The organism is Spirillospora sp. NPDC047418, assembly GCF_040643275.1.
Lineage (GTDB): Bacteria > Actinomycetota > Actinomycetes > Streptosporangiales > Streptosporangiaceae > Spirillospora.
On the sequence record NZ_JBEYTW010000045.1, the window covers coordinates 1 to 24,120 of the forward strand.

24 protein-coding genes are annotated in these 24,120 nt (G+C 71.3%); 14 read left to right on the top strand and 10 right to left on the bottom strand.

The annotated features are described in order from the left end of the window. The first annotated feature begins 126 nt into the window (after positions 1-126). Both ABZ806_RS25545 and ABZ806_RS25550 read left to right on the top strand, forming a co-directional pair. On the top strand, positions 127-774 hold the full coding sequence (locus ABZ806_RS25545; RefSeq protein WP_500219906.1) for a DUF5753 domain-containing protein: 648 nt from the start codon (positions 127-129) through the stop codon (positions 772-774). A gap of 37 nt (positions 775-811) precedes the next feature. After that, on the top strand, positions 812-964 hold the full coding sequence (locus ABZ806_RS25550; RefSeq protein WP_500219907.1) for a DUF397 domain-containing protein: 153 nt from the start codon (positions 812-814) through the stop codon (positions 962-964). Positions 965-1,381: 417 nt separating this feature from the next. On the opposite strand, the gene ABZ806_RS25555 is transcribed toward ABZ806_RS25550, so the two are convergent. Continuing rightward, positions 1,382-2,050 carry a hypothetical protein gene (locus tag ABZ806_RS25555; RefSeq protein WP_500219908.1) on the bottom strand — a complete coding sequence of 223 codons (669 nt, stop codon included), beginning with the start codon at positions 2,048-2,050 and terminating at the stop codon, positions 1,382-1,384. Between the two features lie 107 nt (positions 2,051-2,157). On the opposite strand from ABZ806_RS25555, the gene ABZ806_RS25560 reads away from it, so the two are divergent. After that, on the top strand, positions 2,158-2,628 hold the full coding sequence (locus tag ABZ806_RS25560) for a GNAT family N-acetyltransferase (RefSeq protein WP_500219909.1): 471 nt from the start codon (positions 2,158-2,160) through the stop codon (positions 2,626-2,628). Between the two features lie 51 nt (positions 2,629-2,679). Then, the gene (locus ABZ806_RS25565; RefSeq protein ID WP_500219910.1) at positions 2,680-5,736 is read left to right on the top strand and encodes a hypothetical protein; all 3,057 of its coding nucleotides are present in this window, start codon (positions 2,680-2,682) and stop codon (positions 5,734-5,736) included. A 42-nt stretch (positions 5,737-5,778) separates the two neighbouring features. Here ABZ806_RS25565 and ABZ806_RS25570 read toward each other — a convergent pair whose 3' ends face one another. Next, entirely contained in the window at positions 5,779-6,489 is a 711-nt protein-coding gene (locus ABZ806_RS25570; RefSeq protein WP_500219911.1) for a polysaccharide deacetylase family protein, read from the bottom strand. 31 nt (positions 6,490-6,520) lie between these two features. Here ABZ806_RS25570 and ABZ806_RS25575 point away from each other — a divergent pair, with 31 nt between their 5' ends. Further along, positions 6,521-7,606 (top strand): MGDG synthase family glycosyltransferase, encoded by a 1,086-nt coding sequence (locus tag ABZ806_RS25575; protein WP_500219912.1) that lies wholly within the window; start codon positions 6,521-6,523, stop codon positions 7,604-7,606. On the opposite strand, the gene ABZ806_RS25580 is transcribed toward ABZ806_RS25575, so the two are convergent. From ABZ806_RS25580 to ABZ806_RS25590, 3 genes are all read right to left on the bottom strand, one after another. Next, positions 7,584-8,453, bottom strand: a complete 870-nt coding sequence (locus tag ABZ806_RS25580; protein WP_500219913.1) for a DMT family transporter — start codon at positions 8,451-8,453, stop codon at positions 7,584-7,586. The genes ABZ806_RS25575 and ABZ806_RS25580 overlap by 23 nt on opposite strands. Further along, positions 8,450-9,343 (bottom strand): DMT family transporter, encoded by an 894-nt coding sequence (locus ABZ806_RS25585; RefSeq protein ID WP_500219914.1) that lies wholly within the window; start codon positions 9,341-9,343, stop codon positions 8,450-8,452. The genes ABZ806_RS25580 and ABZ806_RS25585 overlap by 4 nt, the downstream gene beginning before the upstream one ends. 261 nt (positions 9,344-9,604) lie before the next feature. After that, positions 9,605-11,197: a GMC oxidoreductase gene (locus ABZ806_RS25590; RefSeq protein ID WP_500219915.1), complete on the bottom strand. Its 1,593-nt coding sequence runs from the start codon at positions 11,195-11,197 to the stop codon at positions 9,605-9,607. Between the two features lie 212 nt (positions 11,198-11,409). Between ABZ806_RS25590 and ABZ806_RS25595 the strand changes: the two genes are divergently transcribed. Both ABZ806_RS25595 and ABZ806_RS25600 read left to right on the top strand, forming a co-directional pair. Beyond that, complete coding sequence (locus tag ABZ806_RS25595) at positions 11,410-12,489, top strand: NAD(P)H-dependent amine dehydrogenase family protein (RefSeq protein ID WP_500219916.1); 1,080 nt, start codon at positions 11,410-11,412, stop codon at positions 12,487-12,489. Beyond that, positions 12,486-12,965, top strand: coding sequence for a carboxymuconolactone decarboxylase family protein (locus ABZ806_RS25600; RefSeq protein ID WP_500219917.1), 480 nt, complete (start codon positions 12,486-12,488; stop codon positions 12,963-12,965). The genes ABZ806_RS25595 and ABZ806_RS25600 overlap by 4 nt, the downstream gene beginning before the upstream one ends. Positions 12,966-13,022: 57 nt before the next feature. Here ABZ806_RS25600 and ABZ806_RS25605 read toward each other — a convergent pair whose 3' ends face one another. Together ABZ806_RS25605 and ABZ806_RS25610 are read right to left on the bottom strand one after the other, a co-directional pair. Next, positions 13,023-13,361: a TauD/TfdA dioxygenase family protein gene (locus ABZ806_RS25605; protein ID WP_500219918.1), complete on the bottom strand. Its 339-nt coding sequence runs from the start codon at positions 13,359-13,361 to the stop codon at positions 13,023-13,025. A gap of 8 nt (positions 13,362-13,369) precedes the next feature. Then, positions 13,370-14,599: an RNA-guided endonuclease InsQ/TnpB family protein gene (locus ABZ806_RS25610; protein WP_500219919.1), complete on the bottom strand. Its 1,230-nt coding sequence runs from the start codon at positions 14,597-14,599 to the stop codon at positions 13,370-13,372. A gap of 63 nt (positions 14,600-14,662) precedes the next feature. Between ABZ806_RS25610 and ABZ806_RS25615 the strand changes: the two genes are divergently transcribed. The 7 genes from ABZ806_RS25615 to ABZ806_RS25645 all read left to right on the top strand — a co-directional run bounded on the left by ABZ806_RS25615 (position 14,663) and on the right by ABZ806_RS25645 (position 20,698). Further along, complete coding sequence (locus tag ABZ806_RS25615; RefSeq protein WP_500219920.1) at positions 14,663-15,256, top strand: ABC transporter substrate-binding protein; 594 nt, start codon at positions 14,663-14,665, stop codon at positions 15,254-15,256. Then, positions 15,253-16,104 (top strand): ABC transporter ATP-binding protein, encoded by an 852-nt coding sequence (locus tag ABZ806_RS25620; protein ID WP_500219921.1) that lies wholly within the window; start codon positions 15,253-15,255, stop codon positions 16,102-16,104. The genes ABZ806_RS25615 and ABZ806_RS25620 overlap by 4 nt, the downstream gene beginning before the upstream one ends. Continuing rightward, positions 16,097-16,939, top strand: coding sequence for an ABC transporter permease (locus ABZ806_RS25625; protein WP_500219922.1), 843 nt, complete (start codon positions 16,097-16,099; stop codon positions 16,937-16,939). The genes ABZ806_RS25620 and ABZ806_RS25625 overlap by 8 nt, the downstream gene beginning before the upstream one ends. Positions 16,940-17,000: 61 nt before the next feature. After that, positions 17,001-18,002, top strand: a complete 1,002-nt coding sequence (locus ABZ806_RS25630; RefSeq protein ID WP_500219923.1) for a sulfate ABC transporter substrate-binding protein — start codon at positions 17,001-17,003, stop codon at positions 18,000-18,002. A 5-nt stretch (positions 18,003-18,007) separates the two neighbouring features. Beyond that, positions 18,008-18,853 (top strand): sulfate ABC transporter permease subunit CysT, encoded by an 846-nt coding sequence (gene cysT, locus ABZ806_RS25635; protein WP_500219924.1) that lies wholly within the window; start codon positions 18,008-18,010, stop codon positions 18,851-18,853. Next, positions 18,846-19,664 carry a sulfate ABC transporter permease subunit gene (locus ABZ806_RS25640; RefSeq protein ID WP_500219925.1) on the top strand — a complete coding sequence of 273 codons (819 nt, stop codon included), beginning with the start codon at positions 18,846-18,848 and terminating at the stop codon, positions 19,662-19,664. The genes cysT and ABZ806_RS25640 overlap by 8 nt, the downstream gene beginning before the upstream one ends. Continuing rightward, positions 19,664-20,698: a sulfate/molybdate ABC transporter ATP-binding protein gene (locus ABZ806_RS25645; protein WP_500219926.1), complete on the top strand. Its 1,035-nt coding sequence runs from the start codon at positions 19,664-19,666 to the stop codon at positions 20,696-20,698. The genes ABZ806_RS25640 and ABZ806_RS25645 overlap by 1 nt, the downstream gene beginning before the upstream one ends. Here ABZ806_RS25645 and ABZ806_RS25650 read toward each other — a convergent pair. The 3 genes from ABZ806_RS25650 to ABZ806_RS25660 all read right to left on the bottom strand — a co-directional run bounded on the left by ABZ806_RS25650 (position 20,664) and on the right by ABZ806_RS25660 (position 24,120). Then, the gene (locus ABZ806_RS25650) at positions 20,664-21,962 is read right to left on the bottom strand and encodes an MFS transporter (protein ID WP_500219927.1); all 1,299 of its coding nucleotides are present in this window, start codon (positions 21,960-21,962) and stop codon (positions 20,664-20,666) included. The genes ABZ806_RS25645 and ABZ806_RS25650 overlap by 35 nt on opposite strands. Further along, the gene (locus ABZ806_RS25655) at positions 21,941-23,119 is read right to left on the bottom strand and encodes a glycosyltransferase family 4 protein (RefSeq protein ID WP_500219928.1); all 1,179 of its coding nucleotides are present in this window, start codon (positions 23,117-23,119) and stop codon (positions 21,941-21,943) included. The genes ABZ806_RS25650 and ABZ806_RS25655 overlap by 22 nt, the downstream gene beginning before the upstream one ends. 83 nt (positions 23,120-23,202) lie before the next feature. Then, positions 23,203-24,120: a hypothetical protein gene (locus ABZ806_RS25660; protein WP_500219929.1), complete on the bottom strand. Its 918-nt coding sequence runs from the start codon at positions 24,118-24,120 to the stop codon at positions 23,203-23,205.

Consider the following 24,120-nt stretch of genomic DNA (forward strand, 5'->3'; position numbering starts at 1 on the left):
CCCCTCAATCTCCACCCCCATCCACCCAAAACCCCGCGGGGGGGGGTCCCCCCCCCCCCCCAACCGACCTCACGAAAAATCGAGGCTAACTGGGAGGCAGGTCGCCTGCGTCCACGCGACGTCTACATGAAGCGGCTCGATGAGGCGTGGAACACCGGTGGTCACTTCGAGCGGCTTTTCATGTTCGCGTGCAGCGGGCACGACCCCGACTGGTACAAGCAGTACCTTCAGTACGAGCGGGGTGCCACGAACATCGAGGTCTACCACGGTAAGACCGTCCCCGCGCTTCTGCAGACCGAGGCGTACACCCGCGCTCTGGTGGCGGACAGCGATCAGAAGTTGGACGTGGCCAAGGAGACCGCAGCGCGGTTGGAGCGTCAGGAGATCCTTGCCAAGGACGAGCCGCCCTATCTCTGGATCCTTCTCGATCAAGAGGTGTTGGAGTGCTACGTCGGTGGACCTGAAATGATGGAGGAGCAGCTTGCCTATCTCGTCGAAGTCGGCAGGTCACCGCGATCGGCCATCCGAATCGTCCCACGATCGGCCGGTCGGCATCCCGGGCATGACGGGGCGATCCAGATACTTCGAGTAGGCTCCCGGGAAGTGGCCTACGTGGGCGCGCAGCTTGGCGGACGGCTCATCGAAGGCGGAGACGAGATTGCCAAGCTTGCGATTCGATTCGCCCAGATCGGCGCCGTCGCGCTCTCGAAGAGCGACTCTCGGGATCTGATCGAGCGGACGATGGGGACATATGCGGATGATCGAGTGGCGTAAGAGTTCTCGCAGCGGTGGTGACAGCGATCCTGCGTGTGTGGAGTTGGCGGAGTCGGGCGGGCGGGTGTGGGTGCGGGACTCCAAGGATCCGGACGGGGAGCGGCTGGCGTTCGGGCGGGACGCGTTCGCCGGGATTTTCACCAATCCAGCCCAAACACTCAACCAGTACCTCGTTGCAACAACCACTTGACACCGCCGCGTCGAAAACAACAACACGCCGCAGATCAACAATGTAGCGGCCTGGTCGAGGTTCGTGGACGCCGTACAGCGATGAATGTCCGTTTGGTTCGGAATATTGTGGCACGTGGGGGTGTGGGGCGGGATGCCGGATTCCGGCGAGCGTGCCATGCGCTGACGCGAATGGGGGACGCCGGTGTCCGGACCGAATACCTTCAGGTCGAAGCCCCGTTGCTTGAGTCGTTCGGCGATGTGGGCTGGGGGTATGTGGAACTGGCGGAGTTGGGTGGCTGGGTGTGGGTGAAGTGCGGGGAACCGGGTCTCTGGCGGGACATGTCCGGCTAGTTGCTTGCGGGTGGGTGGACGGTGCCGCCATGTCCCCGTCCGGCTGGAGAGTGACTCGTTCGCTGTGGCGGGTGGGGCGGCGGGGTTATAGCCAGCCCATGTCGGAGGGTTGGGGGAAGCCTCGGTACCAGGTGCCGTAGGCCGTGAGCATGACGAGGGCGGGCGCGAAGGCGGGGAGTAGGACACGGCCGAGGTGGTGCCGGGTCCGCCAGCCCCAGACGGTGAATACGGCGGCGATGGCGATGCCCATGAACCCCGTGGTGCCTTCGATGGAGTTGGTGGTCCAGGTAATGGCCACGCCGAGGCTGAGCGGAAGGTGAAGAGCGGTGCGCGGCGGTGGCATGCGAGCGAACGCGGTGACGAGAGCGGCGAAGACGAGGGCGGTTCCCGCGTACCAGACGTAATGGCCGACGGTCTCGTCCCAGAGGTGTGCGGTGGGGTTCGGGTGGGTGTTGTAAACGGAATTGGCCGCGAGGTGGATGCCGTGGCCCTCGGTATAGGTGATGGCGCCGACGAGGTAAAGCGTCCAACTGCGGCGGTGTGTGCCGGCGGCGTGGAGGGCTGCCGCGGCGGTGAGCAGCACGGAGTAGGGCGTGAGGACGTCGATCCAGTCGGCCCAGCGGGTGTGGCCGACGGAACCGAGTGGGGTGAGGGCGAAGCCGAAGTGGTGGGTGAGGTTGTAGAGGACGGCGGTGGCGACGAGCCATCGCCGTGCGTGCGCGCGGCGTACTACGGCGGAGGGAGTGGTCGTCATGCCCCGCAACCTAGGGCCCGGAGCAGCCCGGACGAGCAACGTGATCGAACCGATGTGGCGCGTTCGTGGTGTGGGCCCGTCAGCGGATAATTGTGTGGGTGAGTGAGATGAGAATTGTCGTTGACGATCTGTCTGGGGCGCAGATCGCGGAGTTCCTGGCTGAGCACGTCCGGCAGATGCGTTCTGTTACGCCGCTGGAGAGCAAGCATGCGCTCGACCTCGACGCGCTGCGGGGCCCGGACGTCACGTTCTGGACGGTGATGGACGGGGAACTCGTCGTGGGCTGCGGAGCGATCAAGAGGCTGGACGCCGTCCACGGCGAGTTGAAGTCGATGCGCACGTCTCCGGCGCGCAAGCGGAGCGGTATCGCGTCCAGGCTGCTCGGGCACGTCATCGCCGAGGCCGAGCGGATGGGGCTCGCCCGGCTGAGCCTGGAGACGGGGTCCGACGACTTCTTTCTCCCGGCGCGGCGGCTCTACGAGAAGTTTGGATTCGACTACTGCGCCCCCTTCGCCGACTACCGCCCCGACCCGAACAGCGTCTTCATGACGAAGGCGCTCGGTGGCACTGGGGAGTGAACCGGACGAACCGGATTCCTCATTTGGTGGGCGAGATCTACGATTTGCCGCATGTCGGGCGCGGGTGAGGGGTGGAGCGGGGCGCGGCGGCGGTGGTACCTGGTGGCGGGCGTTCTGGTGCTCGTCCTCGGTGCGGCCGTCGCGTCGCAGGTCGGGGCCCTGCTGAAGGTCGAGGTCGCGCCTGCCGCGGTTCCTGTCGAGCGGGCTGCGGTGGCGAAGGTCGCGCCGATGGTCGAGCCGCCGCATCTCAAGTCGATCCTGCTGCCGGTCGGTGGGACGGACGTGCAGCGGCGGCGGGAGCGGCTCGCGGCGGAGGCGGTCGCCTCGGCGTTCGCGGGGCGCGGGTTGCCGAGGCCCAAGGTCGGCTTGGGGGAGGGCGAGGCCGCACTGCGAGTAGTGCGGGGCGCTTCGATCTCGTCCGAGTCGGCGGAACAGGCGTTTCGGCTGCGGCGGCAGGGTGGTGGGCTGTTGCTTGAGGCGGCTACGGCCGGTGGGGTCGCTAATGGGCTCTATGCGGTTGCCGACCGGATTCGGCCGGGAGCCGATGTGCTGCCCAAGGAGGACGACGGGCGGGTTGTTGAGCCGACCTTGCCGCTGCGGTTGACCGACCACGGGTCTGTGGGGTTGACGCCTGACAAGGCGGCCTTCGCGGCGGGGGACGACTACGGGCTCAACACCGATGTCGTCGGGCCGGCGCTGCTGGGGCGTGCGCCATGGGTCGATGCGAAGCAGGCCGAGAGTATTGGCGCGCAGTTCCGGCAGTTCGTCGACCATGCGCTGGCGGACGGGTACAACGGCGTCGTCGTGCCTGGGTTTCTCGAGTACGTCACCTTCGGTGAGGTCGGGGACGGCCATGCCGTTTATCGGAAGGGTGATGCGCATATCGCGCGGGCGCTCGCGATGCGGCGGGCGTTCGGGCCCGCTTGGAAGTACGCCCATGAGATGGGGATGAAGGTCTACTTCCAGACCGACATACTGGCGCTGTCACCACCGTTGAAGGCGTACCTCGGCGATCTCGACACCTCTAGTGCGCGGCTCTGGTCTGTCTATCGGGCCGGGCTGCATGAGCTGTTCACGGCGATGCCGTACGTGGACGGGGTCGTCGTCCGCATCGGGGAGGGCGGTGAGGAGTACAAGCTCGCCGGGTGGGACTACCATTCCGAGATCAAGGTCACGACGGTGCAGCAGGTGCGGGCCATGCTCACCGCGTTCCTGCGGCAGGCCGACGCGGACGACAAGGACATCGTCTTCCGTACCTGGAGCGTCGGCGTCGGGGCGGTCGGTGACATGCACACCAATCCGGCGTCCTATCACGAGGTCTTGGACGGCATCGAGAGCGAACACCTCATCGTGTCGACCAAGTACTCGCTGGGGGACTTCTACAGTCACCTTCCGCTCAACACGACGTTGCTGACCGGTGAGCAGAGGAGGATCGTCGAGTTCCAGTCGCGGCGGGAGTTCGAGGGGTTCGGGGCGCTGCCGAACGACCTCGGCGGGCTGCATCAGCAGGCGCTCCGGACGTTCCTCGCCAAGAATCCCAACGTCGTCGGCCTGTGGAATTGGACTCAGGACGGCGGGCCGCTCCGCGCGGGCCCGATGACCCTCTACCTGCGCACCGGGTTCTGGCAGATGTGGGACCTCAACGTCTACCTGACCGCCCGCCTGGCATGGGACCCGGACGCGGACGTCGCCGCCGCCACGAACGACTGGATCCGGCAGACGTTCTCCGACGACCCGGGCACGATCTCGGCGATCGCCCAGGTAATGGCCCTGTCCCGGAGCGCGATCGGCAAGGGCCTCTACATCGGCCCCTATGCCGACACCAGGGTCAAGGCGCTCGGGCTGGAACCGCCGCCGATGATGTGGATCTTCGAGTGGGACATCGTGACCGGCGACAGCGCCGCGCTGGACACGATCTACAAGGTGGCCCGTCCCAAGCTCGATGAGGCGATCGAAGAGGGCGCGGAGGCCGTGGAACTGGCCCGCAGGATGCAGGCGCTCATCGACGGCACCGGGGCTTCGAAATGGCGCGATCCGGCCCTGCGGCAGCAGTTCGCGAACACCATGGCCTATCAGGTCGATCTTTTCGAGACGCTGGCCGCCTACCGGACGATGGTGCTCCGGCATGCGCAATGGCTCGACACGGGCTCGGCCGACGCCAAGGCGGAATGGCGCGCGGCCGAGAAGCGGTTCAGGACGGCCGCCGCCGCACACGAAAAGCGCTACGGTCACGACACCGCCCTTCCCGCCTACAACTTCACCGCCGCCGAAATCGGAATGAAGCACGCCGACCGCGACGAGGCCATGGCCTGGTTCGCCAGGGCCCTGCTCGCCGTCCTCGCCATCGTGTTCATCCTCGGCGCCGCCCCGAGGCTGCTGCGAGGCGTTCCCGGATCGGCCGCTCTACGGGCGCTCTGGCTCGGCATGACGCGCCCGTGGCAGGTCACGTCGGTCACCCCCGGACGGGCCGACCGGACGCTCGTGTGGGCCCTGCCCCTCGCCGTCCTCGTCGTGAGCCGCGCCGTCTACACCTGGTTCGCCGCGCCCGCCCACCTCATCCTGGTGCTCGGCGCCTGGCTGATCTTCGCCCTCACACTGCGCCGGCTGATGCGCGGCCACGACAGGTTCGCGCTCAGCGCAGCCATCGGCGGGGTCGCGCTCGGACGCACCGCGATCCTCCTCGTCCCGCTGGCGGGACGCGGCCCCGGCCGGTACTGGTACGACTTCTGGACCGAGCCCGGCCTCCGCTCCCTCTACATCACGATCGCGTTCGCCGCCTTCTGCTGGACGTTCGCGGTCGCCTACCGGGTGCTCCGCGACGCCTACGGCCTACGCAAGCGAGAAGCGACCGGCGCGACGATGATCCAGATAGGCGTGCCCCTCGCACTGCTCGGAGCCCTGATCGCCGCGATCGGCCTCGAACGCGTTCTCACCATCTGGAACGACCAGATGGCGCTCCTGCCCTGGGGCCTCTCCCGGATCCTCGGCATCACGACCTACCTCGGCATCCCCACCGCCCTCCCGGCCGCGGCGGCGGCGCTCGGCCTCGTTCTGATCACCGGCGGCGTCCTCGCGAGGATGCAGAAACGGGCTGGTCGCGCCACATAGAGGACGCATGCCGGGGGAGTAGTAGCCGTGTGACAGCGGTCGTTACGGGTGCACTCCGTGGTCGCGCAGGGGGCCGACGGTCAGGTCGGACGCGCGGCATCGTTGCACGACCCGGGGCAGCGCGCCGAGGGTCGCCTTCCATGCGCCGGGTGCCGAAGTGACATCGCTGTCGTGCAGGAGGAGTGTCGCGCCGCCCTTGAGGCCCGGTGCCAGGGTCTCCAGCACGGAGGACGGAGTAGCGGAGGACGTCCAGTCCTTCCCCCACGCCGTCCACAGAACGGGGCGCAGGTCGTTGCGGCGGGCGGCGACCCACGCCTCGGTGCTCAGAGCCCCGTACGGCGGCCGGTACCAGGACGGCATCACGCCGCACACGTCCTGCACCAGGTGCACCGTGTCCCGTATCTCGCCGGTCACCCGGCCGGGACGCGTCGTCAGGGTGTTGTCGTGGTGCCAGCCGTGCACGGCGATCTCATGGCCTTCGTCGACGATGCGGCGGCCGAGCGACGGGGTGCGCCGCAGCATGGTGCCGAGGACGAAGAACGTCGCGCGGCAGTCGAGGCGGGCCAGCTCGTCCAGGAACAGGGGCGTGGACGAGGGGTCGGGGCCGTCGTCGAGGGTGAGCGCCACGTGGCGGGGGCCGCCGCGGCCGGCGATGCGGGGCGTCAGCCGGCGGACCGGGGGCAGCCAGGTCGCCGCGGGCAGGGCGTGACCCAGCACGACGGCGGTCAGGGTGGCGGGCACGCGGCGGGACATGAAGACATTTTCACTGGGGGGAGCTCAACGAATGGGCAAACGACTCTTAATTCTGACAGCGGGCATGGGCGCCGGGCATGACGCGGTCGCCGAGGAGCTGGCGCGCCGGATGGCGCCGCAGGACGTCGAGGCGTCCGTCCTGGACGTGCTCGACCTCGTGCCGCTGCGGCTCGGGCGGGGGCTGCGGCGGATGTACGAGGGGATGGTCCGGTCCACGCCCTGGCTGTACGAGGGCATCTACCGGGCGTTCTTCGTGTCCCGGCGCCCGCCGCCCGCGTCGCCGCTCACCGCGCTGATCGCGCGGCGGCTGGACGCGCGGATCCGGGAGCTGCCGCCCGACGCGGTCGTGTCGACGTTCCACCTCGCCGCGCAGGCGGCGGGGCGGCTGCGGGACTCGGGGCGGCTCGCCGCGCCGTCGCTGGTGCTGGTGACCGACTTCGCCGTCCACCGGATGTGGCTGCACGCGGGCAACGACCGCTACCTGTGCCCGGACGAGCGGGCCGCGCGGACGGTGCTGGAGCGGACGGGCCGCCACGCCGGCGTGTACGCGCCCGTCGTGCGGCGCGAGTTCCGCCGGGCGCGGAGCGCGGGCGACCGGCTGCGGGGCGCGGGCGACCGGCTGCGGGAGGAGGCCGGGGCGCGGCCGGGCGACCGGATCGTGCTGATCTCGGCGGGCGCCTGGGGCGTCGGGCGGGTCGTGGAGACGGCGCAGGGCCTCGCCGCGTCCGGCCGGTACATCCCGGTGGTGCTGTGCGGGCGGAACGAGCGGCTGCGGGAGCGGGTCTACGGGCCCGCGCTCGGCTGGCGCGACGACATGGCCGAGCTGATGGCGGGCGCCTACGCGCTGATCGACAACGCGGCGGGGCTGACCTGCCGGGAGGCGTTCGCGTGCGGGCTGCCGGTGATCTCCTACCGGCCGATCCCCGGGCACGGCCGCGACGGCGCCGCGGCGATGGCCCGCGACGGCCTGAGCTGCTACGCCCGCTCGCCGCGCGAGCTGATCGAGGCCCTGGACGGGCTGGCGGACGGGGCGGTGCGGGCGGCGCGGGCCCGCAAGGCCGCCGCGCTGTTCGACGCCGTCCCCGCCGAGCGGGTCATCCGGGCTGCGCTCGGCTGACGTCGTGCTCCTCGTGCAGCAGCGGGGATCGGGCGATGCCGATGCTGCCGAGGAGGATCAGCCCCATGCCGGCGGCCTCCAGGATGACCCACGGCCCGCCCTGGACGTCCTCGCCGAACAGGTAGACCCCGAGGATGATGCTGGCGACGGGGTCGGAGATGGTCAGGGCGGGCTGCACGGCGACGAGGCTGCCGCTCTGCAGCGCGTTCTGCAGCAGGAAGAGGCTGGCGAGGCCCGCCAGGGCCATCGCGTAGATCTGCCAGGACGTGAAGGCGACGCCGAAACCGCGCTCCAGCTTGCGCGTCGCGGTGTTCATGAAGGCGGCCGTCAGCGCGAACCCGACCGATGTGGAGATGCCCAGCAGGATGGCGCGGACGGGCCCCGGGACGAGCCAGGCCAGCGCGATGAGGCCGGCGACGACGGCGACCGTGCCGACCGTCGCGATGATCCACGCGGCGGTGCTCGGCACGTCGTAGTCCTCGTCGGGCGAGAGCGCGAACAGCAGCACCGCCAGCCCGGTGCTGAGCAGGATGACGGCGGTCCACGGCACCTGGTGCAGCCCGCGCGGCGGCAGCCACGCGATGAGGATCATGGTGAACGGCAGTTCGACGGCCAGCAGCGGCTGGACGAGCGACAGCCCCGCCATGGACAGCGCCGCCGCCTGCAGCACGAAGGCGGCGATGAGCGCGGCGATGCCGCCGAGCCACATGGGCTTGCGGAGCAGGTCCAGGATGAGCGCGGGCTTGAACGCGTCCGACTCGGGCGCGGCCTTGGCGACCCGCCGCTGCAGCACGGACGCGAGTGCGTTCGAGGCGCCGGCGAACAGCGCGAGGACGACCGGGATCATCGGGCCTCCACCCCGTCAGGCGGCGCGGCCGCGCGCTCGCCGGGTTTGCCCAGGTAGGGCGACCGGCCGAGGACGATGATGCCCCCGACCATCGCGGCGAGCCCGAGCGCCTCCAGGGCGAGGTCGGAGATCTCCAGCCGCACCCGCTCCCCGAAGATCACGATGCTGAGCGCGATGCCGGTGAGCGGCTCGGCCGCCGTCGTCGCGGGAAGCGAGATCCGCAGCGGCGCCGCGTCGAAGGCGCTCTGCGCGAACAGCAGCCCGAGCGCCCCGATGAAGACGAGACCGTACGGCTGCCAGGTGACGAAGACGTGGGCGAAGTTCTCGTCGGTGACCAGCAGTACGCTGCGGGTCAGGGTGTCCTGGAGCCCGTAGAGCAGGCCGGCGCCGCACGCCAGCAGCATCGCGCGGACGCGCAGGTCCCGGTGCAGGCCGCCGATCGCGCACAGGGCGACGAGGGCGAGCACGGCCCCGCCCGCGAGCCAGCGCGGCGAGTGCACGCCGGGCAGCGACCCGCCGTGCGGCACTCCGATCCCGAGGAACAGCGCGACGCCGCCGGTCAGCAGCAGCGCGCCGAGCCACTCGTTGCGGCCGAGCCGCTCCCGGTAGATCACGTGCGCGGCGAACAGCGCGAAGATGAGGTTGATCGTGAGGACCGGCGTGACCTCGGCGACATCGGCCATGTTCAGCGCGAACGCGAAGATGATCTGGCCGGTGATCATCGAGGCGATGCCGGTCAGCCACAGCCGGCTGCGCAGCAGGTCCAGCAGCAGCCGCGGATGCAGGATCTCCTCCAGCGGCTCGCGGAACGCGGCGTGCTGCTGCGCCACGAAGCCGAGCCCGATGAAGGCAGCGGCCACCACCGCGATGGCCATGCCGAGAATGCTCATCCGAATCCACGATCTCCCCCGGCTGATTCGTCAGGATCCGCACCTACCCGGGGTCGTCCGGCGCAACCGGGTGCCCCCGCGGCCGGCCGCCTCGTCCAGCCGAGACCGAACCCCCCGTTGACCAGCCGCTACCCGGATAGAGGATCGACAATCCGGTGCCCGTGCCCGTGCCCGTGCCCGTCCTCGGCCGGTGCCCCCGTGAGCCCGGGAAAGTGAAAGTCCGGCCACACGCGCCCGTGGCCGGATCCCGTCAGCGCGCCGCTACAGGTCGTTGTCGATGATGTTCTCGATGTTGCGTTCGGCGAGGGCGGTGATCGTGACGAACGGGTTGACGCTCGTGTTGCCCGGGATGAGCGAGCCGTCGATGGCGTAGAGGCCGGAGTAGCCGCGCAGCCGGCCGTAGTTGTCGGTCGCCTTGTTCAGGACGGCGCCGCCGAGCGGGTGGTAGGTGAGGTGGTCGCCCCAGATCTTGTAGACGCCGAAGAGGTCGGTCCGGTAGATCGTCCCCTCCTTCTTGTTGATCTTGTCGAAGATCGACTTGGCCATGTCGATGCTGGTCTGCTTCCAGGCCGTCTGCCAGTTCAGGTCCACCCGTCCCGCCGCGGCGTTCCAGGAGAAGTCGGCCCGGTGCGGGGTGTTGGTGATCGACAGGTAGAACGAGGCCCAGGTCTCGATTCCGGTGGGCAGCGGCGCGACCTCGGCGAACGCCCCGCCGGCGTCCCAGTTGTCGATGCCGCCGGTCGGGATGGACGACTGGAGGCTGCCGGTCGGGTCCCAGAGGTGGTTGGCCCGGCCGCACATGACGTTGCCGTTGTCGCCCCAGCCCCTGCCGACCTCGCCGTTCAGGTTCGGCAGCGCACCGGTCGACTTGAGCTTGACCAGCAGCTTGCTGGTGCCGACGCTGCCTGCCGCGAAGAACACGCGGTCGGCCCGCACGGTCTTCGTCCCGGTGACGTCGCCGGACGTGTTGAGCGTCTCGATCGCGACCGTGTAGCCGCCGCCGGAGGCGGGCGTCACCGACGTCACCCGGTGCAGCGCCGAGATCGAGACCCGGCCCGTCGCCTTGGCCTGCGCCAGGTAGGTCTTCGGCAGCGTCTTCTTGCCGTAGTTGTTGCCGTAGAGGATCTCCGCCGCGAGTGCCGACCTCGGCACCGTGTTCGCCGCCTCCTTCTCCATGTAGTCGAAGTCGTACACGTTCGGGACGTACTCCCACGCGAACCCGGAGCGCTGCGCGTGCTTCCGCCCGACCCGCGCGTACTGGTAGCAGTCGGTCGAGTCGAACCAGGCCCGGTCGATCTCGTTGACGCCGAGGCCGGCGTTGGCGCGCGGGTAGTACTTGGCGTACATCTCGTCGGCGTTCACCGACGGGAGGACGCCGCTGAACCGCGAGCGCTTCGGCGTGACCGCCATCCCGCCGTTGACGAGCGAGCCGCCGCCGACGCCGCGTCCCTGGTAGACGGTGATGCCGGCGAACTCCTCGGCGTCCAGGATCCCGGCGTACCGCGGGACGTCCTTGTCGATCGGGAAGCCGAGGAAGTTGCTGAGCGGCTGCTTGGTCCGGGTCCGCAGCCAGAAGGACCGGTAGTCGGGCGACCGGGTGTTGGCGAAGATCTTGCCGTCCGAGCCGGGCGTGTCCCATGCCTGGCCCATCTCGACCATGTGGACGTCGACGCCGGCCTGGGCGAGCCGGAGCGCGGCGACGGAGCCACCGTAGCCGGTGCCGATGATCAGGGCCGGGACGTGCGCGCCGTCGCCGATCGGGCCGGCCGCCCGGGCGGTGGTGGCGGCGGTGCCGCCGAGCACCCCGAGCCCCAGAATGGAACCGGTTCCAACAATGAAACCGCGTCGTGACATGCCACTAGGTCTCCCAGTGGGCATGGCGGAGTCCGTCATGTGACCTCCCTCACTCTCGCTGAGACTGGAACAGGTTCTATATCGCCGGGAGAGGGAAGTCACTAGCTACGCAAAAGTAACTTACGGTCCGTTACGCATGCGTGTTGCCAGGTCACGGGCAGTTAACCAAGTGCTTGCTTGGCATTCTGGCCGGGCTTTGTTACATTCCGCGCATGATCTCCGCGATCGTCTGGGGCACCGGCAACGTGGGCAGGCTCGCCCTCCGCGCCGTCGACGCCCATCCGGGCCTGGAACTGACCGGCGTGATCGTCCACGACGAGGGCAAGGCCGGCCGGGACGCGGGCGACCTCGCCGGTCTCGGCCGCGACCTCGGCGTCGCGGCGACCACCGACATCGAGGCCGTCCTCGGCACCGGCCCGCAGGCCGTGGTCTACGCGGCGTCCGGCGACATCCGCCCGGACGACGCCCTCGCCGACATCCTGCGGGCGATCCGGGCCGGGGCCGTGGTCGTGTCGCCCGCGCTGTACGCGCTCTACGACCAGCGCAACGCCCCGCCCGAGATGCGGGCGGCGGTGCTGGACGCCGTCGCCGAGGGCGGCGGCTCGCTGTTCGTCTCCGGCGTCGACCCGGGCTGGGGCAACGACGTCCTGCCGCTGATGATCAGCGGGCTGGGCGGCGTCGTCGACGTCGTCCGCTGCCAGGAGATCTTCGACTACACCACCTACGACCAGCCCGACTCCGTCCGCTACCTGGTCGGCATGGGCCAGCCCATGGACTACGAGCCGCCGATGCTCGCGGCGACCGTCCCGACCATGGTGTGGGGCGGGCAGGTCCGGCTGATGGCGCGGGCGCTCGGCGTCGAGTTGGACGAGGTCCGCGAGACCGTGGAGCGGCGGCCGCTGGACGAGACCATCACCACCGCGTCCATGGGCGACTTCGAGAAGGGCACCCAGGGCGCGGTGCGGTTCGAGGTGCAGGGCATCGTCGAGGGCGAGCCCCGCATCGTGGTCGAGCACGTCACCCGCATCCACGCGTCCTGCGCGCCCGACTGGCCGGTGCCGCCGGACGGCGACGGCGCGCACCGCGTCATCATCGAGGGCGACCCGCGCATCGAGGTCACGGTCGAGGCCACCGACGAGCACGGCAACCGCGCGGCGGGCGGCAACGCCACCGCCGTCGGGCGCCTCGTCGGCGCCGTCGACTGGCTGGTGGACGCCGAACCCGGACTCTACGACGCGCTCGACGTCCCGCTGCGTCCCGCCGTGGGCAGGCTGGGGAGGAAGACCCGATGAACCTCGACATCCCCGACGGCAAGGACCCGATCCAGTACGCGTGGGGCGAGATGGTGCCCGGGATCGGCCCCGCCGCGTCCAACCTGTCGCTCGCGGTGTACGCGCACACGACGCTCGGGCTCCGCGAGTTCGAGGCCGCCCGCCTGCGCATCGCGCAGATCAACGGGTGCCTGTTCTGCCTCGACTGGCGGACGGACCGCGACGGCGAGAAGGTCGAGGGGGAGTTCGCCGACGCCGTCACCGACTGGCGCACCACCGACCGCTTCGACGACCGCACCCGCCTCGCCGCCGAGTACGCCGAGCGGTACGCCCTCGACCACCACGGCCTGGACGAGGAGTTCTGGGGCCGGATGACCGCGCACTACACCCAGGCCGAGATCGTGGAGCTGAGCATGTGCATCGGCTCCTGGCTGGCGTTCGGCCGGCTCAACCACGTCCTCGGCCTCGACGCCATGTGCGTGCTGCCCAAGCTGTGACGCCGGCAGGGCCCGGGGTCACCCCTTCCCCGGGCCCTGGTCTCCGGACGGCCCGGCTCAGGCCGCGGACGGGGTGTAGTGCGAGGCGTCGTCGCCCTCGACGAGGTAGCTCTCCCGCCCGTCCACGCCCACCGGGACGTCGCCGGCGACGGTGACGCGGTGCAGCAGCCGCGGCAGGTCGCCGTAGTCGTCGGACGCGTAGTGCTGGGTGATCCGGTTGTCGAACACGATGAGGTCGCCCGGCGCCCACGCCCAGCGCAGGATGTTCTCCGGCCGGGTGACCTGCCGCTGGAAGATGTCGAGGAGCGTGCGGCCCTCATGCGGAGGCAGCCCGACGACGCTCTGCGCGAAGCCGCCGTTGACGTCCTCCCCCACCTGAAGCGGGGGGGATTCCAACCCGTCCCCTATACGGAGAGGAGAGCGAGTCGGGGTTCGCGGTTCGCCGGCCCGCCCAGCGGCGTGCCTCCCCGCGCGGCCACCGTGCGTCCCACGGCGGAGTCTCGGATGTTGCAGGCGGCGTTGACGTCGGCGTTGTCGCAGTGTCGGCAGGCCGTGCACCGGAACACCGCTTGGCTCTCGCGGTTGCCGGGTGCGCGGTGCCCGCAGGCGTTGCAGGTCTGCGAGGTGTACGTCGGGGCGACCCGGACCACGCGTCCTGGCGCCTTGTGCTCCAGCCGGGTGACGAGCTGTCCCCACCCGTTGGCCAGGATGCCCCGGTTGAGCCCGGCCTTGGCGCGCACGCCCGTGCCGGGCGCGTCCAGGGTGCCGCGCGCCGACCGGGTCATCCCAGTGACGTTGAGGTCCTCGACGGCGATGACGTCGAAGCGGCGCGCCAGGTCCGTCGAGGTCTTCTCCACCCAGTCCTTGCGGCGGTCGGTCTCACGCGCCTTGAGCCGCGCGATGGCGGCCTTGACCCGGGCACGCCGATTCGATCCGCGCTTCGCGCGGGCCAGGCGGCGCAGCAGCCGCTTCAACCGCTCGGTCTCACCCGGCGTCAACCCCGGCACGCTGCTGGTCTGGCCGGTGGACAGCGCGGCCGACACCGCCACGCCCCGGTCAACGCCAACTGCCGCACCGTTGCCGGGCGCGGGGATTGGGGCGGGGATGGCGGCGAATGCGACGTGCCAGCGCCCGGCGCGGTCACGGGTCACCCGGAACGACCTCATGTCCGGCGGGACGGGGCGCGACCAGCGGAACCGCACCCACCCCACCTTCGGCACCCGCACCTCACCCGTGCGGCGCGACAACCGCCGCACCTCCCAAGCGCGGCCACGGACGCCGACAATCCGGAATCCCTCGTGCAGCCCGGCCTTGCGCCAGGTGGGGCGCCGGTGCGTAGCGGCGAAGAAGTTCACCATGGCCTGCGCGAAGTCCTTGAGCGCCTGCTGCTGCACCGTCTGCGAACCGGCCGCCAGCCACGGGTTCGCGGCGCGAGCCTCGGTGAGCTGGCGGGCCTGCGCGACATACCCCGGCGCGGGACCGCGCCGCGGCGTCCACCAGGCATGCTGCTCCACCGCCAGATTCCACACATACCGGGCATGCGAGCAATGCCCCAGCAACCCCGCCTCCTGAGCAGGGGTCGGACACAACCGGTACCGGGACACGCCCCGCAACCTACCGACCGCCACCGACATTCCCAGGACCGACAAAGCGACCGGGCGCGCGATCTTCTACGTCCGTGACACGAATGCTTTGCGGTGCTCGGCGGCCACTCCCAGGCCGTCCTGGACCTCTACCTGCGCCGCAACGGACTCGGCGCCGGCGATGTCGCGAAGGTGGAGGCGCTCGCCGTGCCGCCGGTCTCCCTGGAGCAGTCGCTGCGCCAGGGGCGGATCGACGTCGCCGCGCTCACCGGGATCTTCCAGGACAAGGCGCTCGCCGCCGGCGGGGTCCGCCGGGTCTTCCGGGACTACGACTTCCTCGGCGCCTTCACCGCCGGCTCCTACGTCTTCCGCGACGACTTCATCGAGCGGAACCCCGACACCGTGCGGGCCTTCACCACCGGGATCGCCAAGGCCATCGAGTGGTCGCGCACCACGCCGCGCGAGGAGGTCATCGCCCGGCAGACGGAGATCCTCACGGCGCGCGGCCGGAACGAGGGGCCCGACGCGCTGAAGTACTGGAAGTCGTGGGGCGTCGCCGGGCGGGGCGGCCTGATGACCGACCGGGAGTTCGCGACCTGGAGCGGCTGGCTGAAGGACGTCGGCCAGATCAAGGAGGTCAAGGTCCGGCCCCGGGACCTGTACACGAACGAGTTCAACCCCTACGCGAACGGAGGCACCCCGCGATGACCGCGCAGAACGTGAAGACCGCGAAGACCGCGAAGATCAGTCTCACGGGCGTCGGCAAGACGTTCCCGGTTCGCGGCGGCGGCGCGTTCACCGCGCTCAGCGGCATCGACCTGGACGTCGCCGAGGGCGAGTTCCTCGTCGTGGTCGGGCCGTCCGGCTGCGGCAAGTCGACCCTGCTCGACCTGATCGGCGGGCTCTCCCGGCCCACCGCCGGACGCGTCGCGATCGACGGCGCGGAGGTGACCGGGCCGGCCCTCGACCGGGGTGTGGTCTTCCAGCAGTACGCGCTGCTCCCGTGGCGGACGGCGCTGCGCAACGTCGAGTTCGGGCTGGAGGCCAAGGGGCTGCGGCGCCGCGAGCGCACCGAGGTCGCCAGGCGCCACCTGGACCTCGTCGGCCTGTCCGGCTTCGAGGACCGCTACCCGCACGAGCTGTCCGGCGGCATGAAGCAGCGCGTCGCGATCGCCCGCAGCCTCGCCTACGACCCCGGCGTGCTGCTCATGGACGAGCCGTTCGCCGCGCTCGACGCGCAGACCCGCGACACCCTCCAGGACGAGCTGCTGCGCATCTGGGCGAAGACCGGCAAGACCGTCGTGTTCATCACCCACGGCATCGACGAGGCCGTGTACCTCGGCGGGCGGGTGGCCGTGCTGACCTCGCGGCCCGGCCGGGTGAAGGAGATCGTCGGCATCGACCTCGGCCGCCGCGACGAGCGGGAGGACCTGCGCTCCAGCCCCGAGTTCGCGGCCCACCGGCACCGGGTCTGGTCGCTGCTGAAGGACGAGATGCGGGCGGCGCGGCGGCCGTCCGTCCCGGCGCCGCGCGAGGAGGCGGTCACCCGTGGCTAGCACCGTGGAGGCGCCCGCGCCCGCCGAGCCCTGGATCGAGGCCGCGCCCCCGCCCGCGAGGCGTCGCCGCCTCAGGGCGCTCGCCGCCGTCGTGTTCCGGCGCACGATCGCGCTCGCCGTGTTCTTCGCCGTCTGGGAGCTGGCTCCCCGCGCGCGGCTCGTCGACCCGGTCTTCCTGCCGCCGGTGTCGGACGTCCTCCCGGCCCTGGGGGAGCTGGCCGGGAGCGGCCGGCTGTGGAGCGACACCGAGGCCAGCCTGGTCCGCGCCCTGTCGGGGTTCGGGCTGGCGATCGTCCTCGCGGTGCCGCTCGGCCTGCTGATCGGCTGGTACCGGCCGGTCGCGGACCTGCTGAACCCGCTGCTGGAGCTGTTCCGCAACACCGCCGCGATCGCGCTGCTGCCGGTCTTCGTCCTGGTCCTCGGCATCGGCGAGACGTCGAAGATCGCGATCGTCCTGTACGCGTGTGCGTGGCCGATCCTGCTGAACACGATCAGCGCGGTCCGCACGGTGGACGCGACGCTGGTCAAGTCCGCGCGGTCGCTCGGGCTGCCCGCCGTGCGGGTCTTCCAGAAGGTGATCCTGCCCGCCGCGGTGCCGTCGGTCTTCACCGGCGTCCGGCTGGCCGGCGGGATCTCCGTGCTCGTCATGATCGTCGCGGAGATGGTCGGCGCCAAGGAGGGCCTCGGCTTCCTCATCGGCTCCGCGCAGCAGAACTTCGCGATCACCGAGATGTACGCGGAGATCCTCGCCATCTCGGCGCTCGGGCTGGCGTTCAACTACGTCCTCGTCCTGCTGGAGCGCCGGTTCACCCGCTGGCGCACGGACACGTCTTGACGGCGGCGCCCCGATATAACATGCTTACCCGACCAAACATGTAGGAAAGATGGAGAGATCGATGCGCGTGCGCAAGACAGGGGTCGTACTGGGGCTGGCCGCCGTCGCCCTGGGGGCGGCCGCCTGCGGGGGGTCGGGAGACTCGGGCGGGAAGGTCCGGCTCTCGCTGGTGTCCTACTCCACGCCCCAGGCCGCGTTCGAGGACATCATCAAGGAGTTCCAGAAGACGCCCGAGGGCGAGAACGTCACCTTCACCAAGTCGTTCGGCGCCTCCGGCGAGCAGAGCCGCGCGGTGGCGAACGGGCTGAAGGCCGACATCGTCGAGTTCTCCCTGGAGTCGGACATGACGCGGCTGGTGGATGCCGGCCTCGTCGACGCGAAGTGGAACTCCGGGCCGCAGAAGGGCATGATCAGTAACTCCGTCGTCGTCCTGGCCACCCGCGAGGGCAACCCGAAGAACCTCAAGACCTGGGACGACCTGCTCAAGCCCGGCGTCCAGGTCATCACCCCGAACCCGTTCACCTCCGGCGGGGCGCAGTGGAACATCATGGCCGCGTACGGCGCCAAGGCGAACAAGGGCGCCGACAAGGCCGCCGGGACCGCCTACCTGCACGCGCTCTTCAAGAACGTCCCCGTGCAGGACTCCAGCGCGCGCAAGGCGCTGCAGACCTTCTCGGGCGGGAAGGGCGACGTGATGCTCGCCTACGAGAACGAGGCCATCTTCGCCAAGCAGAACAACCAGCCGCTCGACTACACGGTGCCCGACGCCACCCTCCTGATCGAGAACCCGGTCGCGGTGACCAAGAAGAGCGAGCACCCCGCCGAGGCCCAGGCCTTCCTGAAGTACCTGTACGGCAAGAAGGCTCAGGAGATCTTCGTCAAGAACGGGTACCGGCCCGTCGCGGACGGTGTGCCCGGCGCGGAGAAGTTCCCGGCGCCGTCCGGGCTCTTCACGATCGCCGACCTCGGCGGCTGGCCCAAGGTGAAGAAGGAGTTCTTCGACCCGAAGGGCAGCGTCATGGCCGATGTCGAGAAGGGCATCGGCGTGTCGGTGGAGGGCTAGGTCCCGTGCCGACCATCGAGAAAACGAGGGCCGCGCCAACTCCCTCGCCCGGCCGCCGGATCACCCCGCCCACCTGGGGCGGCACGGCGGTCGGCGTGGGGACGGCGACGATCTTCCTGAGCGCGGTGGTGCTGATCCCGCTCGGCGCCGTCCTGTGGAAGGGGACATCGCAGGGCCCCGCCGCGTTCTGGGACGCGATCACCACCCCGGACGCCTGGGCCGCTCTGCGGCTGACCGTCGTCGCCTCGCTGGTGGTGGCGCTGATCAACCTGGTCATGGGCACGCTGATCGCCTGGGTGCTCGTCCGCGACTCCTTCCCCGGTAAGAGCCTGGTCGACCTGCTGATCGACCTGCCGTTCGCGCTGCCGACCATCGTGGCGGGCCTCGTCCTGCTGACCCTGTACGGGACCGACAGCCCGCTCGGCGTCTCGCTCGCCTACACCCGCGCGGGAGTCGTCGTGGCGCTGCTGTTCGTGACGCTGCCGTTCGTCGTGCGGACCGTCCAGCCGGTGCTGATGGAGCTGGACCGCGAGATGGAGCAGGTCGCCGCCTCGCTCGGCGCCGGCAACTGGACGGTCTTCCGGCGGATCATCCTGCCGAACCTCGTCCCGGCGATGCTGACCGGGACGGCGCTGGCCTTCACCCGCGCCATCTCCGAGTTCGGGTCGACGGTGCTGATCTCCGGGAACGTCCCGTTCAAGACGCAGGTCGCCGCCGTGCACATCTTCGGCCAGATCGAGAGCGACAACACCGCGGCGGCGGCGGCGACCTCGACCGCGCTGCTGGTGCTGTCGCTGGTGTTCCTGCTCGCGATCGACCTCGTCCGCCGCTGGGGGGCCCGCCATGGCTGAGCACGCGCCGGCCAAGTACGCGCCGGCCAAGTACGCGCTGCGCCTGATCGTGCTGGCCTACCTGGCCCTCCTGCTGATCGTGCCGGTCGGGCTGATCGCCTGGCGGACGTTCCAGGACGGTCTCGGCGCGTTCCTCGGCGCGCTCACCTCCCACTCGGCCCTGCACGCCTTCCAGGTCACGGCCGTGGTCGCGGGGTGGGCCATCGTCCTCAACACGCTGTTCGGGGTGCTGGCCGCGCTGCTGCTCGTCCGGCACCGGTTCCCGGGCAGGCGGCTGCTCAGCGCGCTGATCGACCTGCCGCTGTCGGTGTCCCCGGTGGTGGTCGGGCTGGCGCTGGTCCTGGTGTACGGCGCGTTCACCCCGGTGGGCGGCTGGCTGGAGGGCCGCGGCATCCAGATCATCTTCTCCACGCCGGGGATGGTGCTGGCGACGGTGTTCGTCTGCCTGCCGCTGGTGGTGCGGGCGATCGTCCCCGTCCTGGAGGAGCTCGGCGACGAGCAGGAGCAGGCCGCGCGGACCCTCGGCGCGGGCGGCTGGCAGACGTTCCGCCGCATCACGCTGCCCGGCATCCGCGCCGCGCTCGGTTACGGCATCGTCCTCTCGCTGGCCCGCGCGCTCGGCGAGTACGGCGCGGTGGCCGTGGTGTCCGGCCGGACCGTCGACCACACCCAGACCCTGACCCTGTTCGTCGAGGAGCGCTTCGAGAACTTCGACGTGCACGCCTCGTACGCCGCGGCGCTCGCGCTGGCGGCGATCGCGGTCGCCAGCCTGCTGGCGACCCGGCTCCTGCGCCCCAAGGACGGCACCTGATGGCGATCGAGATCCGCGATGTGAGCAAGTCGTTCGGGGAGGCGCCGGTGCTGCGCGACGTCTCGGTGGACATCGCGTCCGGGTCGCTGACCGCGCTGCTCGGCCCGAGCGGCGGCGGCAAGTCGACCCTGCTCCGCGTCGTCGCGGGCCTGGAGACCCCCGACTCGGGACGGGTGCTGATCGCCGGCCGGGACGCGACGTCGACGCCGCCGCAGCGCCGCGGCGTCGGGTTCGTGTTCCAGCACTACGCCGCGTTCAAGCACCTGACGGTGTTCGACAACGTCGCGTTCGGCCTGAAGATCCGCAAGAGGTCCAAGGACGAGATCCGGCGGCGGGTCGGGGAGCTGCTCGACCTCGTCCACCTCGACCGGTTCGCCGGGCGGTACCCGGCGCAGCTGTCGGGCGGGCAGCGGCAGCGGATGGCCCTCGCCCGGGCGCTCGCCGTCGACCCCGAGGTGCTGCTGCTGGACGAGCCGTTCGGCGCGCTCGACGCCCAGGTCCGCAAGGAGCTGCGGGCGTGGCTGCGCCGCCTGCACGACGAGGTGCACGTCACCACCGTGTTCGTCACCCACGACCAGGAGGAGGCGATCGAGGTCGCCGACTCGATCGTGGTGCTCGCCGACGGCGCCGTTCAGCAGGTCGGGCCGCCCGGCGAGATCTACGACCACCCGGCCAGCCCGTTCGTGATGCGCTTCCTCGGGCCGGTGACCGAGATCGGCGGCCGGCTGCTGCGGCCCCACGACGTCGAGGTCGCCGCCGAGCCGGGGCCCGGCACGGTCCCGGCGGTGGTCACCCGCGTCGTGCGGCTCGGGTTCGAGGTGCGGGTCGAGTTCCGGGTGCACGGGCCGGGCGGGCCGGGCGGGCCGGGCGGGTCGGAGGGATCGGGTGGGGAGGACGTCTCCTGGGCGCAGCTGACCAGGGGCGCCGCCCGGCGGCTGGCGGCGGGGCCGGGCGCGGAGGTGCATGTCCGGCCCGCCGCCGAGGCGTCCGCCGTGGAGATCAGGAACGATCCCGAGCCCGCGCCTCTCGGGTAGGGGACATCTCCCGCGCGCCGGGCGCCCGGATCAGGAACGTGCCGGCCAGCACCACCAGGCCGGACGCCGCCAGCACGAACTGGCCCGGCGCCAGGCCGAGCGGCGACGCGCCGGCCTCCTGCAGGAGGTCGGCGGCGGCGCCCGACAGCAGCGCCGCGAGCGCCAGCCCGAACCGCAGCACCGCGTGGAACGCGGTCAGCGCCAGGTTGCGCTCCACCCCGCTGAGCGCCTCCTGGAGGTAGGTGATGCCGCCCACCAGGGCGCTCGTCGCGGCGGCGCCGAAGACGACCGCGCCGATGAACGACAATGTGATCGACCCCAGCCCGCCCATCAGCGCGATCACGATGCCCTGCGCGGCCGTCCCGATCCGGACCTGCGTCATCAGGCTGCCCGCCTTGCGGTGGATCAGCAGCAGCCCCGCGAGGGCGCCGACGCCGAACAGCACCACCAGCGCGCCGAACCCGACCGCGCCCGCGTCGAGGGTGTTCTTCACGAACACCACGCCGAGCGAGAACAGCGCGCCCAGCCCGAGCGCCACCACCGCCACCCCCGGCAGGACGCCGCGCACCACCGGCAGCCGCAGCGCCGAGAAGAAGCCGCCCTGCGCCTCCTTCTCGGTGTGCTCCATCTCCGCCCGCTCGACCGGGCCGGGGCCGAGGTCGGGGATCGAGCGGATCATGAAGTACGACACGAGGTAGGTCACGGCGTTCAGCCAGAAGACGACGACGTACCGCCAGTGGCCCTCCCAGCCGGCCATGTTCGACAGCCACAGCAGCAGCCCGAACGCCCCCGCGCCCAGCGGGATCATCCCGTAGGACGTCGCCATCGTGATGCCGTTGGCGAGTTCCAGCGTGCGGGTGTCGTGCTGGTCCTCCTCGTCCTCGATGAGGAACGGGATCGCGGCGTCCCGGGCGGGCAGGAACATCAGCCCCACCACCTCGATGAGGAACGCCCAGATGTACACCCACACCAGCCACGGCACGATCGGCAGCGCCAGCGCCATGCCCATCCGGATCATGTCCGACCACAGCATCACGCTGCGCCGCCGCCACCGCGTCACGACCCGCGCGGCGAGCGGCGCGCCCACCGCGGACGGCAGCAGCCGCAGCACCAGGACCCCGCCCACCGCCGTCGTGGAGCCGCTCAGCTCCAGGACGAAGTACATCAGGGCGAGCGTGCCCATCCAGTCGCCGAACGAGGAGACCGTCTGACCGAGGATGAGCCGCCGGAAGTCCCGGCGGCTCAGCTGCTCCTTGAGTCCCATGCGGGCTCCATCCCCGGTCTCGCCCGGCGCGGCGTCGGATCCGGGCGGGGAGCGTCCGCGAGCAGGGCGGCCAGCCGCGCGGCGGCCGTGTCCCAGCTCCAGTTCTCGCAGGTCCACGCGCGCCCGGCCGCCCCCATCGCGGCGGACCGCTCCGGGGCGGCCAGCAGCCGGTGCAGGGTCAGCGACAGCTCGTCCGGGCGGGTCGCGTCCACCAGGACGCCGGTCCGCCCGTCGATCAGCGACGCGGGGCTGCCGCCGGACCGGCCGACCACGACCGGCAGGCCCGACGCCGACGCCTCCAGCACCGACAGGCCGAGCCCCTCGGTCTGCAGCCCGCGCCGGTCGTCGCGGCACGGCAGCGCGAACACCTCGGCGGCCGCGTAGTAGCGGGGCAGGTCGGCGGCGGGCACCAGGCCCGCCAGCGTGACCGTTCCGGGCGCGGACCGGTCCGCCATCTCCTGCAGCCGGTGCCGCATCGGGCCGTCCCCGACGATCACCAGCCGCGCGTCCGGCCGCCGCCGCGCCACGTCGCCCCACGCGCGGATCAGCATGTCGTGGCCCTTCCGCCGGACGAGCCGGGCCACGCTCAGCACCACCGGGCCGCCGCCGAGCCCGTGCCGCCGCCGCACCGCCGCACCGTCCAGGCCGGGCCGGAACCGCACCGTGTCGACCGCGCCCGCGAGCCGCACCAGCCGCGTCCGGTCCCCGACCGCGCCCGCGACCTCCGGCAGCGTCGCCTCGCACAGATGGGTCAGCACGTCGAACGACCGGCACGCGGCCCGCAGCGCCGCCCGCGTCGGCGGCGCCCGGAACCAGCCGAGCTCCTGCCCGTGCGCGGACCCGACCAGCCACCGCACCCCCGCGGCCCGCACCAGCGGCGCGTACATCCCGAACGGCGCCGCCGCGGTGATCCACCCCGCCTCGATCCGGTGCCGCGCCACCAGCCGCCGCAGCCCCCGGAACAGCAGGTACCCGTGCCGCCTGACCACCGGGAAGTCCAGCCCCGCGTCGAACTCCGCGGCCCCCTGCCGCGCCGGCGCCACCACGACCACGCGGTCCGCGGGCAGCCGCCGCACCAGTTCCCACGTGAACGTCTGCACACCGCCGGGCTCGGGAGGAAAGTGCCCGGTCAGCACCAAGGTCCGCGGGATCTCCATGCGTTCACAGCTTCCCGCACAGACGCGCTCCAACCAACGCGCGCGCGTGTCGCACGCGCGCGCGTGTCGCACGCGCGCCGGGATCACTTGACGATGACCGCGTCCTTCGGGGCGTCCTTGTCCGCCGTCCAGCCGTCGTGGCCGGCGTCGGCCTGCCAGTGCTTGCCCGCGTAGCGGACCTCGGTCAGGCCGTAGACCTGGGCGTGGGTGACGGCCCACGCCGCGACGGCCCAGCCTTCGCGGGTGCTCGACGCCTTCACCGCGTTCCAGGAGTCCGGGTCGGACTTCGCGCCCTTGGTCAGCGGGCTCGGGCCGCCGATCTTGAGGCGGCTGCCGAACGCGCGGCGCATCTCCAGGATCGCCGCCGGGCGGCGGGACGCGGTCTGCTTGTCGGGCGGGTACCAGCAGCGGGCCGTGGCCGGCTCCCGGCCGGTGAACGCCGTCGCGAGCAGCGTGCCGTCCGGCTCGTGCTGGGCGTAGGCGGTGCCGTCCGCGCTGCGCTGGACGAGCTGCGCCGCGTCGTGCAGGTCGCGGTCCAGGTAATCCTTGACCTTCACGAGGGCGTCAAAGAACTTGCTGGTGGCGAGGACGGGGTCGCGGAGCTTGTCGGGGGTGCCCCAGCCCTGCGACGGGCGCTGCTGGAACATGCCGACCGAATCGCGATCGCCGCCCGGCAGGTTGCGGATGTGCGACTCCTGGATCGCCGTCGCGTAGGCGATCACGGCCGCCCGCTCGGGCAGCCGCTTGCGGAACGCGACCGCCGCGATCGTCGAGGCGTTGGCGGCCTGCTCCAGATCGAGCGGCATCGTCCCCTGGCTCGTCCGAACCTCGCAGCCGGACCCGTGCAGATACGGGCGGGCCCGGTCGTACAGCACGAACCCGCCGACCGCCGCCAGCATCACGAAGACGGCCAGGCCCACCGCCCAGTGCAGGCCACGGCGGCGCCCGCCGCCGTCCGACCCCTCCCCGGGGCGCTCCTTCAACCTCGCCCAAACAGCCAC

Excerpts from the sequence above, each read along its gene's own strand:
- ABZ806_RS25545 (WP_500219906.1), top strand. The coding sequence starts at position 127 with ATGAAGCGGCTCGATGAGGCGTGGAACACCGGTGGTCACTTCGAGCGG.
- ABZ806_RS25555 (WP_500219908.1), bottom strand. The coding sequence starts at position 2,050 with ATGACGACCACTCCCTCCGCCGTAGTACGCCGCGCGCACGCACGGCGA.
- ABZ806_RS25560 (WP_500219909.1), top strand. The coding sequence starts at position 2,158 with ATGAGAATTGTCGTTGACGATCTGTCTGGGGCGCAGATCGCGGAGTTC.
- ABZ806_RS25565 (WP_500219910.1), top strand. The coding sequence starts at position 2,680 with ATGTCGGGCGCGGGTGAGGGGTGGAGCGGGGCGCGGCGGCGGTGGTAC.
- ABZ806_RS25570 (WP_500219911.1), bottom strand. The coding sequence starts at position 6,489 with ATGTCCCGCCGCGTGCCCGCCACCCTGACCGCCGTCGTGCTGGGTCAC.
- ABZ806_RS25575 (WP_500219912.1), top strand. The coding sequence starts at position 6,521 with ATGGGCAAACGACTCTTAATTCTGACAGCGGGCATGGGCGCCGGGCAT.
- ABZ806_RS25580 (WP_500219913.1), bottom strand. The coding sequence starts at position 8,453 with ATGATCCCGGTCGTCCTCGCGCTGTTCGCCGGCGCCTCGAACGCACTC.
- ABZ806_RS25585 (WP_500219914.1), bottom strand. The coding sequence starts at position 9,343 with ATGAGCATTCTCGGCATGGCCATCGCGGTGGTGGCCGCTGCCTTCATC.
- ABZ806_RS25590 (WP_500219915.1), bottom strand. The coding sequence starts at position 11,197 with ATGTCACGACGCGGTTTCATTGTTGGAACCGGTTCCATTCTGGGGCTC.
- ABZ806_RS25595 (WP_500219916.1), top strand. The coding sequence starts at position 11,410 with ATGATCTCCGCGATCGTCTGGGGCACCGGCAACGTGGGCAGGCTCGCC.
- ABZ806_RS25600 (WP_500219917.1), top strand. The coding sequence starts at position 12,486 with ATGAACCTCGACATCCCCGACGGCAAGGACCCGATCCAGTACGCGTGG.
- ABZ806_RS25610 (WP_500219919.1), bottom strand. The coding sequence starts at position 14,599 with ATGTCGGTGGCGGTCGGTAGGTTGCGGGGCGTGTCCCGGTACCGGTTG.
- ABZ806_RS25620 (WP_500219921.1), top strand. The coding sequence starts at position 15,253 with ATGACCGCGCAGAACGTGAAGACCGCGAAGACCGCGAAGATCAGTCTC.
- ABZ806_RS25630 (WP_500219923.1), top strand. The coding sequence starts at position 17,001 with ATGCGCGTGCGCAAGACAGGGGTCGTACTGGGGCTGGCCGCCGTCGCC.
- ABZ806_RS25640 (WP_500219925.1), top strand. The coding sequence starts at position 18,846 with ATGGCTGAGCACGCGCCGGCCAAGTACGCGCCGGCCAAGTACGCGCTG.
- ABZ806_RS25645 (WP_500219926.1), top strand. The coding sequence starts at position 19,664 with ATGGCGATCGAGATCCGCGATGTGAGCAAGTCGTTCGGGGAGGCGCCG.
- ABZ806_RS25650 (WP_500219927.1), bottom strand. The coding sequence starts at position 21,962 with ATGGGACTCAAGGAGCAGCTGAGCCGCCGGGACTTCCGGCGGCTCATC.
- ABZ806_RS25655 (WP_500219928.1), bottom strand. The coding sequence starts at position 23,119 with ATGGAGATCCCGCGGACCTTGGTGCTGACCGGGCACTTTCCTCCCGAG.